Raw genomic sequence first — 14,053 nt, 5'->3', positions numbered from 1 at the left:
CGGTGACAGGACAATGCTGGCACGGGGAGCGAAACGGACAATCGGGTGCCTCAGACGGACATTGTGTCGCTAACTGAACTGTTGTCGGTATTGAGTAGGGTTCAGGCCGAGCTTTTCACTGAACAGAAAGCGCATGTGCCGCACGCTGCCGAAGCCTGCGTGGAAAGCCACGGTCTTGAGCGGCAGGTCGGTGGTTTCCAGCAACTGCCGGGCACGGTCGATGCGTGCGCCTTGCAGGAACGCCATGGGCGTCATTTGCACCTCCCTGGCGAACAGGCGCGCAAAGTGACGCGCACTCATGCCGGCCAGTTCGGCCATCGACTCGATGGTAAACGGTTGGTCGAGATGGGCCAGCACATGGTGCTGCACCCGGGTGATCGCGGTTTCCTGGGGCGCCACGGCGGCGGTCATCGGGCTGAACTGGGCCTGGCCACCCTGGCGTTTCATCACCACCAGCAACACCTTGGCCACATCCACCGCCACTTGCTTGCCATGGTCCTGGGCGACAATCGACAGGGCCAGGTCGATACCGGCCGTGACGCCACCCGAGGTGATCAGGCGCCGGTCCTGCAAGTAGATGCGATCGGTCTCGACGATGGCATTGGGGAACGCCTTGATCAAGCGCTCGGTGTAATGCCAGTGAGTGGTCACGCGGTGCCCGTCGAGCAAGCCGGCGTGTCCGAGCACAAAGGCGCCGGTGCAGATCGAACCGAAACGCCGCGCCCGGGGCGCCATCGCCTTGAGCCAGGGCAGCAGCGCTGGATGGCATTCGTTATAGGCCCCTGGACCGCCAGGCACCAGCAGCACGTCATAGGCGTCCTGGGCCTGCTCCAGCAGCAGGTCGGTCTGCACCGTGACGCCATTGGAGGCGCGCAACGGCCCGGGCTCGGTGCCGATGGTGAGGATCCGGTAGTGGTCGGCCACCGGCAGGTAGCGGTTGGCAATCGAAAACACTTCAAGCGGCCCGGCCATGTCAAGCAGCAGGAAGTCCGGAAACAGCGCCATGGCCACGGTTTTCATAAGCGGGAAACGTCCATCGAGAAGAAAGGCGACAAGCATTATGGCATGCCTTTTACTGTCAACTCATAAGCGACAGTTATTCGTATTTCATCTTCTTAATGAATTACCCGTTAACCATTAACCTTCTTCTCAACGCAAGCGCCCTGCATCTCGCAGCCCGCGCTCACTTGAGGACTGGACCATGCTGACCCTTCGCAGAGCTTCCGAACGCGGCGCCGCCAATCACGGTTGGTTGAAGTCGTTCCACACCTTCTCCTTCGCCAACTACTGGAACCCCGGGGAACAGGGTTTTTCCGACCTGCTGGTGATCAATGATGACCGCGTCGCCGCCGGCAAAGGCTTCGGCCAGCACCCGCACCGTGACATGGAGATTTTCTCCTATGTGCTCGAAGGCGCCCTGGAACACAAGGACACCCTGGGCACCGGCTCGGTGATCCGCCCCGGCGATGTGCAATTGATGAGCGCCGGCAGCGGCGTGGCCCACAGCGAGTTCAACCACAGCCACCGCCTGGGCGTGCACTTCCTGCAAATCTGGATCGTGCCCAATGAAGCCGGGGCCAAGCCGCGCTATCAGCAGGAGCACTTCAGCGAGGCGCAAAAACGCGGCCGCCTGCAGTTGATCATCTCGCCGGACGGCGCCGACGGTTCGTTGAATGTTCGCCAGGATGCGCGGGTGTATGCCGGGCTGTTCGATGGCGATGAAAGCGCGCAAATGGACTTGCCGCCGGATCGCTACGCCTACATCCATGTAGCGCGCGGCAGCGTCGAGCTCAATGGCCAGCGCTTGCAGGAAGGCGACGGTGTGCGCGTACGGGACGAGCGCCAGATTCGCCTCAGCCAAGGCACTGACGCCGAGGTGCTGGTATTTGACCTGCGCCCCAATGAGCTGCCGCAGATGCCATGACGCTTGCCGTGAGGGTCCCGCGCGGACCATCGCTGGCATCGATAGTCACCATCAGCGCAATGAAGTTCTCTTAAAAACTGCGACGCGTAACATCAAACCCATGCCAAACGGCACCCGACTAAAACACTTGGAGCACACCACCATGAAACGCCAACTCTTGCTTAGCCTCGCTTTCTCGGTACTCGCTGCAAACGCTTTCGCCCACCCCGTAATCGCTGAAGGCGGCGCCGATCGCATGATTGAAACCCGTGTTGCCGAAGGTGGCGCGGATCGCTTGCAGGAACGTGGCCTGGCTGAAGGCGGTACTGACCGCTTGCAGGAACGCGGCCTGGCCGAAGGCGGTGCGGATCGTCTGCAGGAACGTGGTCTGGCTGAAGGCGGTGCGGATCGCCTGCAGGAACGTGGCCTGGCTGAAGGCGGCGCGGATCGCCTGCAGGAACGTGGCTTGGCTGAAGGTGGTGCGGATCGCCTGCAGGAACGTGGCCTGGCCGAAGGCGGTGCTGAACGCCTGCTGAGCAACCACGTATAATCCCTGCTGTTGAAGGGAACCCCAAACCGGCCTGATCAGCCGGTTTTTTTTTCGTCTTCGATTCAGGCTCTTCAAGCAGGTTTGAAAGGCTGAACGTGCGGATGTCAGGCATCTCCCTCGCCACAGGCATTCGGGTTGCCCTTACCCTTCGCGCTTGACCTTCAAATGCCGCGCATACCAGGGTCGTTGCGGCACGCGCTTGAACAGGCCCTTGAGCAGTTCCTCATCGGCGCCAAAGGTGATGCGCAGGGCGAGTTTCATGATTTCCGGGTCCATTTCCATCGAGCGCCCCTGCTGCAACCCCGGCGTGGTACTGCACCCGTGGGTGTCCGGGCCGAGCCAGGGGTCGCCGACTTCAACCCAGCGTCCCGCTGCAAACCAGGCTACGCCGTTGACCTCAAGCCGGGTGACCTCGCCCGGATGGAACCGCTCGTGGGCGCGAAACCAGTCTTCGATGCGGTCGTCGATCCAGCCGTGGAAGTGCCAGAACACCGGGTTCACGTGGGATGAAAACGGATCGCCGAGAAAGTCGTTCTCCGGTGCGTACCAGCGCGGCGCAAAATCCGCAGGATCCCTGGCAAACGGCACCGGCGCGCCGTTGGACGGGTCGCGCGGCACAGAAGCCCAGCGCATGTGCAACCAGTCGTGCAGGCCCAGCTCCATCTCCGAGCCCAATTGGCCCAGGGTCAGCCTGGCCAGGTAGCGTGGGTCGCGGTATTGGGATTCCCACACCTGGAAATTACTGTGGTAGGTCTCGGCCGCCTTGATGTCGCTGACCCACTGGGTGTAATCGGCGTCGTCCGGCGCCGACCAGCACGGCGGCAGCGCAAACCCGTCGTGGTTGTCGAAGTAACGCACGAAGCCCAACCGATCACGCTCCAGCGCCGGCTGGGGCTCGGGAAAGTGCGGCCACGACGGCAGGTCCTGCATGGAGCGGGCAGTCCCAAGCATATGGCGGTGCATGAAGAAAAAGTCGATGCCCGAGCCGTTACGGTCCTTGAGCTTGCCCCGAGCATCGCGCTCCCGGCCACGCGGCCCGGGTTGCCAGCCGATGCCGCGCAAGGCCTCGCGCTTTTCTTCGGACAGCTTGTGCCATTGGTCGCGGGTGGCATGCCACAGCTGGTGAAACAGGCGATGTTCGGGGGCAATCAGCCAGGCCAGCAGGGTCGGGTTGAGGCCGATACGCTGACGGGCTTCGGGGAACAGCTGTTTGTGGGCGATGAATCGGTTGTCGCGCTCGGTCAAAGCCAGGGGCCGTTCAAGGTCGAGGATCTGCCCACTGAGGGTGCCGCTGCCGGCATTGCCGAAGTCAGCCCAGACTTCATCGAGGGTCATCTTGAATTCATAGGCCGGGATACCCGCCGCCGAATCGCGGTCGATCAGCCGCCAGTAGAGCAAGGCGCCCTCGCCCGTCAGCAGATCGCCCAATACGCGGTAGCGCGGCTCGCCGTCGGTGCGCAGGTTCTCGGCAGTGTCCAGATAACCGCGCAAGCCACGGCCACGGGGGGCGATATCCAGCAGCAGCTCCAGGCCTTGCGACGGCAAGCCTTTGAGGCCGGCATCGCGGCCTTCCAGACGCAGACTCCACACACCGCGCAAGGCGTTCGCCAGGTGCTGGCCCTGGGTGTCGGCGAGGTCCACCGTGGCTTCGCCGGGGGTGACCGGGAATTCTTCTTCCCGTGTCAGCTCGCGATGGGCGTAAAAGGCCGCGGGCACCGCCGCGCCGGTCAGCGCCAGGCCTGCGATGAACCCACGTCGAGAGATCGTCATTGTCTACCTTAGGAAACGGCTTAATCAGAGCTAGAACGTTTGCAGCCTGGGGAAATTTACCGCCCGGGCAGCGCCCGCTAAATTTCCCCGGTCATCGCTCGTTCTTCCCTGATAGCAAAGGCCTCAACTGACTGAGATGGCAATGACAAAACCACGTTCGAAAAAGGCGCTGTATATCGGCTTGCCGCTGGCACTGGCGGTCGCTGCCGGGGCCGGCTTTCTGGTCTGGGATCATTGGTTCAAGGGCAACGCCGGCTACCCGCTGGAGGTGATCAAGCAGGCCAATGAAATGCAGGATCGCCTGTTGTCATTCGACAGCCATATCACCGTGCCCATGGATTTTGGCACCGCCGGCAATGAAGCCGACAAGGATGGCAGCGGCCAGTTCGACCTGGCCAAAGCGGCGCGCGGCCGATTATCCGGCGCGGCCCTGACCATTTTCGGCTGGCCGGAAATCTGGAACGGCCCCAACGCCCCGCACAAACCCACCGACGGTTTTGTCGAGGAAGCCCGCCATGAGCAGGAGGTGCGCTACACAATCATCTCCGGCATGGTCCGCGACTTCCCCAACCAGGTGGGCATCGCCTACACCCCGGACGACATGCGCCGCCTGCACGGCGAGGGCAAGTTCGCGATCTTTATCAGCATGCTCAACGCCTACCCGCTGGGCAATGACCTGAACCAGCTGGACCTGTGGGCGGCACGCGGCATGCGCATGTTCGGCTTCAGCTACATCGGCAATAACGCCTGGTCAGACTCGTCGCGCCCGCTGCCGTTTTTCAATGACACCACCGACGCCCTCGAGGGCCTGTCGCCCATCGGCCAGCAAGCGGTGCAGCGCCTCAATGACCTGGGGGTGATCATCGACGTGTCGCAGATGTCGACCAAGGCCCTGGAACAGGTCGCGCAGTTGAGCCGTACACCGATGGTAGCGTCCCACTCGGCCCCCCGGGCGTCGGTGGACATCCCGCGCAACCTCAGCGACAAGGAACTGCAACTGATCAAGCGCAGCGGCGGCGTGGTGCAGGTGGTGGGCTTTCCCGCCTACCTGCGCCCCCTGAGCCAGCCGACCCAGGACAAGCTCAACGCCCTGCGCGCCCGCTTCGACTTGCCGCCGCTGCCGAACCTGGCGATGGCCTTGATGCCGGGCGATGCGATCATCGCCGCGTGGCCCGAACAGCGCTTCGGCCAGTACGCCAGCGAGCTGTACGCGATTCTCGAGGAAGAACCCAAGGCGACCCTCAAGGACTGGGGCGATGCCATCGACTACACCGTGCGCAAGATCGGCATCGACCACGTCGGCATCGCGTCGGACTTCAACGACGGCGGTGGCCTGCAGGGCTGGGAGAACGTTGGCGAAGTGCGCAACGTCACCGCCGAACTGATCCAGCGCGGTTATTCCGAAGCCGATATCGCCAAGCTGTGGGGAGGCAACTTCCTGCGCGTGTGGGAGCAGGTCCAGAAAGCCGCCAAACCCTTGGTCCATCAAGAAGTCAGCCCATGACCGACCGTCGCACATTCCTCAAGCAGGCCGGCGTACTGGCCGCCAGCCTGCCGCTGGGCAACACGCTGATTCCCCAGGCGCTGGCCGCCGCCACGAACGACCCATGGACGGGCTTGAAACAGCTGTTCAACCAGGACCCGGATTACCTGCATTTTTCCAACTTCCTGGTAGCGTCGCACCCCAGGCCGGTGCGCGAGGCCATCGAGCGCTACAGTGCGCAGATCGACCGCAACCCCGGCCTGGCGATGGACTGGGACCTGCAGGAAACCTGGAAACGCGAAGGCCAGGTGCGTGAATGGGCGGGCCGCTACCTGAACGCCACACCGCCACAGATCGCCCTGACCGGCAGCACCTCCGAAGGGCTCGCGATGATTTATGGCGGGATCAAGGTGCGCGCCGATCAGGAAATCCTCACCACCGAGCATGAGCATTACGCGACGCAGAACGTGCTGGATTTTCGCGTGCGCAGGGAAGGCACCCAGGTACGCCGCATCCGGCTGTTCGACAGCGCCAGCGGCGTGTCCGCCGATGAAGTGCTGGGCAATATCCAGCGCAATATTCGCCCCAACACCCGCGTACTGGGCATGACCTGGGTGCAGTCGGGCAGCGGTGTCAAATTGCCGATTGGCGAAATCGGCCAGTTGGTGAATGAATACAATCGCAACCGCGACGACAACGACCGCCTGCTCTACGTGGTCGACGGCGTGCACGGTTTCGGCGTGGAAAATCTCGACTTCCCCTCCATGCACTGCGACTTCTTCATCGCCGGCACCCACAAGTGGATGTTCGGCCCGCGCGGTACCGGCCTGGTGTGCGCTCGCAGCGCCGAAAACGCCTACGTCACACCGATGGTGCCGACCTTCTCCGAAGACAAGGATTTCGCCACCACCATGACGCCCGGCGGCTACCACGCGTTCGAGCATCGCTGGGCCGCCGACGAAGCTTTCAAGCTGCACCTGCAACTGGGCAAGGCAGCGGTGCAAGCGCGTATCCACGCACTCAACACCGAGCTTAAAGCGCAACTGCTGGCGCATCCGCAGATAGAACTGGTCACGCCGCGCAGTCCAGCGCTGTCGGCAGGTTTTACCTTCTTTCGGGTCAAGGGCCAGGACTGCGATGCGGTGGCCAGCTACATGATGAAAAACCGAGTGGTGATCGACGCCGTGGACCGTGATGTCGGACCGGTGATCCGCACCTCCCCAGGCCTGCTCAACAGCTCGGATGAGATCCAGCGCTTCATGGCGTTGCTGAGCCAGCGGCTGTGACCTTTTTTATTTGAACGAGACGCTCACATGACGCCATTTCGACTCAAACCCCTGCCAGCCCTGGCACTGACCGCACTGTGCGGCACCCTGCTCCCCGGCCTGGCCCAGGCGGCGGCACCGCAACCGGGCAAAGTCTTCAAGGACTGCAAGGACTGCCCGGAAATGGTGGTACTGCCCGCCGGCACCTTCACCATGGGCACTCCGGAAGACGAAGTCGGCCGCGAGCCCGACGAAGGCCCGATGCATGAAGTGACCTTCGCCAAGCCCTTCGCCATGAGCCGCTTCCACATTACCGCTGGTGAATGGGACAGCTATATACGCCAGACCGGGGTGAAGATCGCCAATGGCGATGATCGTCCCGGCCGCGAATGCATCGCCAGCAAGCCGCGCTACCCTCAGGGGCCGCGCCAGCCGGCGGTGTGCATGGACATGGACGATATTGAAAACTACGTGGCCTGGCTGTCGAAGAAGACCGGCCAGCAGTACCACATGGTCAGCGAAGCCCAGCGCGAATACGCGGCCCGCGCTGGCACCAGCGGGCCGTTCCCCTTCCCGTTCGATGAAGGCAAGGGTTACAGCATCGCCAGGCACGCCAACACCTACGGCCCGGCGGACGGCTACAGCTACTCTTCACCGGTGGGCAGCTATCCGCCGAATGCGTTCGGCATGTATGACATGCACGGCAACGTGTATGAACGGGTTGCCGATTGTGAACACCCGAACTACATCGGTGCACCGACTGACGGCAGTGCCTGGAGGGAGCCGAACTGCCAGTCCTACCAGATTCGCGGCAATGACTGGGGCGAGGCGCCAGTGTTTTCCCGCTCCGGCAACCGCAACAACATCTACCCGCAGACGCGCGGTGACTGGATTGGTTTCCGGGTAGCGCGCGACCTCTAAGCCCTACACCAACCCAATGTGGGAGGGGGCTTGCCCCCGATGAGGACTGTCAGTGCATGCATCTGCGCCTGATACTCCGCCATCGGGGGCAAGCCCCCTCCCACATTTGAACGCCATGCGTCAGGAGGAATGTATTCACCCGCAGACGCGGCGTGACTGGATTGGTTTTTCGGGCAGTGCGCGAGCTCCAGGCCATACACCAATCCAATGTGGGAGGGGGCTTGCCCCCGATGAGGACTGTCAGTGCATGCATCTGCGCCTGATACTCCGCCATCGGGGGCAAGCCCCCTCCCACATTTGAACGCCATGCGTCAGGAGGAATGTATTCACCCGCAGAGGCGGCGTGACTGGATTGGTTTTTCGGGCAGTGCGCGAGCTCCAGGCCATACACCAATCCAATGTGGGAGAGGGCTTGCCCCCGATGAGGACTGTCAGTGCATGCATCTGCGCCTGATACTCCGCCATCGGGGGCAAGCCCCCTCCCACATTTGAACGCCATGCGTCAGGAGGAATGTATTCACCCGCAGAGGCGGCGTGACTGGATTGGTTTTTCGGGCAGTGCGCGAGCTCCAGGCCATACACCAATCCAATGTGGGAGGGGGCTTGCCCCCGATGAGGACTGTCAGTGCATACATCTGCGCCTGATACTCCGCCATCGGGGGCAAGCCCCCTCCCACATTTGAACGCCATGCGTCAGGAGGAATGTATTCACCCGCAGAGGCGGCGTGACTGGATTGGTTTTTCGGGCAGTGCGCGAGCTCCAGGCCATACACCAATCCAATGTGGGAGGGGGCTTGCCCCCGATGAGGACTGTCAGTGCATACATCTGCGCCTGATACTCCGCCATCGGGGGCAAGCCCCCTCCCACACTTTGAATTTCATACCCCTCGAAGAGTGTATTCAGCCCTTCCGGGCCAACAGCTCCAGGCCTTCATGCAACGCCGGGAACAGGCTGTTGTTGAAGTTGTTCCAGCGCAGCTCAAGGATGGTATCCTCGGGCGAAATCTCGGTCTTCAATACGTCGTGGAACACTTCGCCGGAATCAATGCCGTTATCCACATAGTGAAATGACGCGCCGGTGAGGTACAGCGGCTCCGAGGGGGTGGTGGCCCTGGTCGTCCAGTCCACCACGGTCTGCCCACGCGCGCCATACAAGGCGTTCCAGGTGGCATAGGCCCCACGGCGTTCGTACGGCGATTCGATACGCGTGATACCCGGATGGATGTTCATGATGCGCCGCGCAAACGGCGCACCTGGGCGCACCAGTTCATCGAGGATCACCAGCAGGCCATCGAGCACCACGATGTCGGCCTTCAACTCGACCAGCACGTCATGCAGGCGCCGTTCGAAATCCTGTTTGCCGGCGATATGCTCGGCGCTGCCCCGGGGCAGGCGACGATAGGTCGACGGTACGCTCAGCAACAGGTCGTTGACCAACTTGCCCTGTACGCGCAGGTCGGCCGGGTACAACCACTGGCCGCCAGGCTTGTAGGCGAAACCATAATCGGCGACCAGCGCCTGATCCCGTGGATTCTGCTCATCGTCGTCGTACACCACCCCGACCAGGTTGTAGGCATCGCCCAGCGCGGTGTCGTTGAGCGAGCCCACCAGAAACTCCAGCACCGACTTCATGTAGCGCTCGTGGTCCTTGTAGGCCACCGGCTGCCCGGCCTTGTCGGCGGCGGCATTTCTCAGGGACCAAACATACACCAGGTTCTTTTTCGTCATTGTTTCGCTCTCGCAGAAGGAATACGTACGGCGTGAATACCCGTGCGCCTACCCAACAAGAACGAACCAGCCCTCGCGCAATTTATCCAGCGCCGCCACCGCCCGGCACACTGAGCTAAATAGTCGCGCCGACACTTCGTTTGTCATGGGTAAGGGTGTGTGTGCCCAGCCCCTCTTTTCACTCTCCGGGATGTATTTATGACCGACCCCAAACGCGGCGCCTTCAAAGGCTTGCTCGCCCTGCTCCGGCCCTTTCGCACCATTGTGACGGTCTCCGTCGCCCTCGGCATGGTGGGCGGCCTGGCCATTACGTTGCTGCTGGCGACCATCAATAACGCGCTGCACTCGGCGGCCGGCATGACCCAGGGCGTGGTCCTGACCTTCGCGGCGCTGTGCGTGGTGGCGCTGCTCAGCTCGATCATTTCCGACATCGGCACCAACTACGTCGGCCAACGGATCATCGCCGCCCTGCGCAAGGACCTCGGTGAGAAGGTTTTATCGGCACCCATCGGGCAGATCGAGCGCTATCGCTCCCACCGCCTGATCCCGGTGCTGACCCACGACGTCGACACCATCAGCGACTTTTCCTTCGCGTTCACGCCGCTGGCCATCGCGGCCACAGTCACCCTCGGCTGCCTGGGCTACCTGGCCTATCTGTCGGTGCCGATGTTCCTGATGATGGTGGTGGCGATCATTATAGGCAGCGCCGTGCAGTTCATCGCCGGCGGCAAAGGTATCCAGGGCTTCGACCTGGCGCGCGGCCATGAAGATGAGTTGCAGCGTTACTACAGCGCCATAGCGTCCGGCGCCAAGGAACTGCGCATGCACCGGCCACGGCGGTTTCGCATGAACACCCATCGCATCCAGGAAACCGCCGACCGCATCAGCGATATCCAGGTGCGTTCGGTCAACATCTACATCCTCGCCAAGACATTTGGCTCGATGCTGTTCTTCGTGGTCATCGGCCTGGCCCTGGCGATGCAGGCGTACAACCCCAACCCCGACCCGACGGTGATCACCGGTTTCGTGCTGGTGCTGCTTTACATGAAAGGCCCGTTGGAACACCTGCTGGGTTACCTGCCCGTGGTCGGCAAGGCCAAGATCGCGTTCGGCCGCATCAGTGAACTGTCGGAGCGTTTTTCGTCCCCGGAACCGCACCTGTTGATGGACGACAGCGAAGCGCCGAAACCGGTGGTCAACAGCCTCGAACTGCGCGACGTAAGCTACAGCCCACCCGCGGTCGAGGGCAGCGAGCCGTTCCACCTGGGGCCGATCAACCTGAGCATCCAGCAAGGCGACATCGTGTTTATCGTCGGCGAAAACGGCAGCGGCAAAACCACCCTGATCAAACTGCTGCTGGGCCTGTACCCGCCCCAGGCCGGCGAGATTCGCCTGAACGGCGAAGCGGTCACTGATCCTGAGCGCGACGACTATCGCCAGCTGTTCACCACGGTGTTTTCCGACTACTACCTGTTTGACGACCTGGTCCAGGGCAGTGCCGCCCAGTCCCTGGACAGCGCCACCAAATACCTGGAACGCCTGGAAATCGCGCACAAGGTCAGCGTCAAGGACGGTGTGTTCAGCACCACCGACCTCTCCACCGGCCAGCGCAAGCGTCTGGCCCTGGTCAACGCCTGGCTGGAAGAACGTCCGGTGCTGGTGTTCGACGAATGGGCCGCCGACCAGGACCCGGCCTTCCGCCGGATCTTCTACACCGAGCTGCTGCCGGACCTCAAGCGCCTGGGCAAGACCATCATCGTGATCAGCCACGACGACCGTTATTTCGACATCGCCGACCAGTTGGTGCGCCTGCGCGCGGGTAAAGTCGTTGCAGAACTGGAACCGGCATAAATTTTTCCGGTTTATGCGAGTGGGAACGTCTCATATGCACTAATGAGAATTGACCGCATTAAGAACTCATCTGCCAACACTCAAAAAGAGAAAAATCCATGCCAGTACGGTTTGCCTTCAGCCCGTTGAGCAGCGCAGTCACCATGCGCCGGGCCTTGAAATTAAACGTTCTGCCCAGTGCCCTGGCTCTTGCGGTCAGCCTGCCGGTGGCGGGTTATGTTCAGGCGCAAGCGTTCGAATTGAACATTCCGGCGCAACCTTTGAGCACGGCACTTCAGGTGTTCGGTCAACAGGCTAACCTGCAGGTCCTGTACAGCCCGGATACCGTCAAAGGCAAACAGAGCAGCTCCGTCAACGGCAAGATGGAGGCAGTGGCCGCAATCGAACGCCTGCTGAGTGGCACAGGCGTCAGTTACAGCCTGCAAGGCAGTTCGGTGATCATCAACGCGCCCGGCTCAGGCACCGGTGCCTTGGAACTGGGTGCGACCCAGATTAATGCCAACCAACTGGGCACTATCACCGAAGGCTCCGGTTCCTATACACCGGGCACCATCGCCACCGCCACCAAGATGGTACTGACGCCGCGCGAAACACCGCAGTCAATTTCCGTGGTCACCCGCCAGACAATGGACGACTTCGGCCTGAACGGCATTGATGACGTGATGCGCCACACCCCAGGTATCACCGTTTCCACCTTTGACAGCGAGCGAACCAACTACTATTCCCGCGGCTTCCCGATCCAGAACTTCCAGTATGACGGTGTGCCCACTACGCGTAACGAAGGCTATTCGGCCGGCCAGACATTGAGCGACATGGCGATCTATGACCGGGTCGAAATCCTCAAGGGCACCACTGGCCTGATGACCGGCGCCGGCGGCCCCGGGGGCACCATCAACCTGGTGCGCAAGAAGCCAACCGCTGAGTTCCAGGGCCATGCGAGCCTCGGTGCAGGTTCGTGGGACAACTACCGCTCGGAGCTGGATGTAAGCGGTCCGCTGACCGACAGCGGTAACGTGCGCGGCCGCGCAGTAGTGGCGTATCAGGACAAGCATTCGTTCATCGACCACTATGAGCGCAAGACCAATGTCTACTACGGCATCCTTGAGTTCGACCTGTCGCCGGACACCCTGTTGACCGTCGGCGCCGACTATCAGAACAACGACCCCAAAGGGTCCAGCTGGTCGGGGAGCCGTTCACTGTTTGATGGGCAGGGTAACGAAATCAAATTCGACCGGGGTTACAACAACGGCCCCAAGTGGAGCAGTTGGGGCCAATACAGCCGCAGCGTATTCGCGACCCTGGAACATGCCCTGGATAACGGCTGGATCGCCAAGGCCAACTACAGCAACCAGTTGAATGGCTATAACGCGCCATTGGGTTACGCATCACCCATTTCGGGCACCACCGACAGAGCGTCAGTCTACGGCTCCAAGTTCACCGGCAAGACCATCAGCAACAACGGTGACTTCTATCTTTCCGGGCCGTTCAACCTGGGAGGACGTGAGCATCAACTGGTCGTCGGCTCTTCGGTCTCGCGCTCCCATTGGGAAGGCAATGACTATTACGGCTATGAAGCGACTTACCGGGACAGCAACGACTTCCCTCTCTATGAGTGGGACGGTGACAGCCTGGAACCGGCATGGGGCGCGGCCCATGAGAAGGACGACATTACCCGCCAGGCAGCAGTCTACTTCTCGACACGCCTGAGCCTCACCGACGACCTGTCCCTGTTGCTTGGTTCACGCTTGACCGACTACAGGGTGACCGGCACCAACGACTCGCGCGAGACCGGTAAACTCATCCCTTATGCGGGGGTGGTGTACGACCTCAACAAAAACTTCTCAGTGTATGGCAGCTATACCTCTATCTTCATGCCGCAACAGCTGCGACCGGACCGCAACAACAAAATGGTCGAGCCCGACGAAGGCGAGAACTATGAGCTGGGCGTGAAGGGTGAGTTTTATGATGGCCGCTTGAACGCCAGCCTCGCCTACTTCGAGATTCACGAGTCCAATCGCGCAGAAGAAGACACCGAGTACAACAACAACATGCCGGCCAACTCGCCCGTCGAGTGGGCCTACAAGGGCGTCCAGGCCACAACCAAGGGCTATGAAGCCGAGATTTCCGGTGAACTCTTGCCTGGCTGGCAAGTACAGGCCGGTTACACCCACAAAGTGATTCGTGATGACGATGGCAAGAAGTTCTCTACGTGGGAACCTCAGGACCAACTGAACTTCTACACCAGCTACAAGTTCACCGGTGCGCTCGACAAGCTCACACTCGGCGGCGGTGCTCGCTGGCAAGGTGAAGCCTGGCAAGATGTCTACAACCGTGGCAAGAGTGTCACCCAGCGGTTCTCCCAGGACCCATACTGGCTGGTGGACGCAATGGCGCGCTACCAGATCAGCAAAAACCTGTCCGCCACGGTCAACGTCAACAACGTGTTCGACAAGCGGTACTACACCAACATTGGCTTCTACACCTCGTCGTACGCTGGCGACCCACGCAATGTGATGCTGTCGACCCGCTGGGACTTCTGATCTGACGGGCTGAACATCCGCAACACCCAACACCCTGCGCAG

The 14,053-nt window shown here is 61.5% G+C and carries 10 protein-coding genes; 7 read left to right on the top strand and 3 right to left on the bottom strand.

What is annotated here, in order from left to right; all coding sequences use genetic code 11:
• Positions 1–69: 69 nt before the first annotated feature.
• The gene (locus tag BOP93_RS10815) at positions 70–1,020 is read right to left on the bottom strand and encodes a GlxA family transcriptional regulator (RefSeq protein WP_104502595.1); all 951 of its coding nucleotides are present in this window, start codon (positions 1,018–1,020) and stop codon (positions 70–72) included.
• Between the two features lie 181 nt (positions 1,021–1,201).
• Here BOP93_RS10815 and BOP93_RS10810 point away from each other — a divergent pair, with 181 nt between their 5' ends.
• Positions 1,202–1,924, top strand: a complete 723-nt coding sequence (locus BOP93_RS10810) for a pirin family protein (RefSeq protein ID WP_104502594.1) — start codon at positions 1,202–1,204, stop codon at positions 1,922–1,924.
• A gap of 142 nt (positions 1,925–2,066) precedes the next feature.
• Positions 2,067–2,453: a hypothetical protein gene (locus BOP93_RS28045; RefSeq protein ID WP_104502593.1), complete on the top strand. Its 387-nt coding sequence runs from the start codon at positions 2,067–2,069 to the stop codon at positions 2,451–2,453.
• A gap of 141 nt (positions 2,454–2,594) precedes the next feature.
• Here the strand turns inward: BOP93_RS28045 and BOP93_RS10800 are convergent, their stop codons facing one another.
• Entirely contained in the window at positions 2,595–4,223 is a 1,629-nt protein-coding gene (locus tag BOP93_RS10800) for a PvdJ/PvdD/PvdP-like protein (protein ID WP_104502592.1), read from the bottom strand.
• A 142-nt stretch (positions 4,224–4,365) separates the two neighbouring features.
• On the opposite strand from BOP93_RS10800, the gene pvdM reads away from it, so the two are divergent.
• The 3 genes from pvdM to BOP93_RS10785 are packed head-to-tail and all read left to right on the top strand — an operon-like array spanning position 4,366 to position 7,892.
• Entirely contained in the window at positions 4,366–5,727 is a 1,362-nt protein-coding gene (gene pvdM, locus BOP93_RS10795; RefSeq protein WP_104502591.1) for a pyoverdine-tailoring dipeptidase-like protein PvdM, read from the top strand.
• Entirely contained in the window at positions 5,724–6,992 is a 1,269-nt protein-coding gene (locus BOP93_RS10790) for an aminotransferase class V-fold PLP-dependent enzyme (RefSeq protein ID WP_104502590.1), read from the top strand. The genes pvdM and BOP93_RS10790 overlap by 4 nt, the downstream gene beginning before the upstream one ends.
• Before the next feature lie 27 nt (positions 6,993–7,019).
• Positions 7,020–7,892 (top strand): formylglycine-generating enzyme family protein, encoded by an 873-nt coding sequence (locus BOP93_RS10785; protein WP_104502589.1) that lies wholly within the window; start codon positions 7,020–7,022, stop codon positions 7,890–7,892.
• Between the two features lie 900 nt (positions 7,893–8,792).
• On the opposite strand, the gene BOP93_RS10780 is transcribed toward BOP93_RS10785, so the two are convergent.
• On the bottom strand, positions 8,793–9,620 hold the full coding sequence (locus BOP93_RS10780; RefSeq protein ID WP_104502588.1) for a N(5)-hydroxyornithine transformylase PvdF: 828 nt from the start codon (positions 9,618–9,620) through the stop codon (positions 8,793–8,795).
• 198 nt (positions 9,621–9,818) lie between these two features.
• Between BOP93_RS10780 and BOP93_RS10775 the strand changes: the two genes are divergently transcribed.
• Entirely contained in the window at positions 9,819–11,471 is a 1,653-nt protein-coding gene (locus BOP93_RS10775; protein ID WP_104502587.1) for a cyclic peptide export ABC transporter, read from the top strand.
• Positions 11,472–11,569: 98 nt separating this feature from the next.
• On the top strand, positions 11,570–14,011 hold the full coding sequence (locus BOP93_RS10770) for a TonB-dependent siderophore receptor (protein ID WP_104502586.1): 2,442 nt from the start codon (positions 11,570–11,572) through the stop codon (positions 14,009–14,011).
• Positions 14,012–14,053 lie beyond the last annotated feature (42 nt).

The organism is Pseudomonas orientalis (assembly GCF_002934065.1).
GTDB lineage: Bacteria > Pseudomonadota > Gammaproteobacteria > Pseudomonadales > Pseudomonadaceae > Aquipseudomonas > Aquipseudomonas orientalis_A.
The sequence above is the reverse complement of the archived record's forward strand: the minus strand, read 5'-3'. Positions and strand labels throughout refer to the sequence as shown.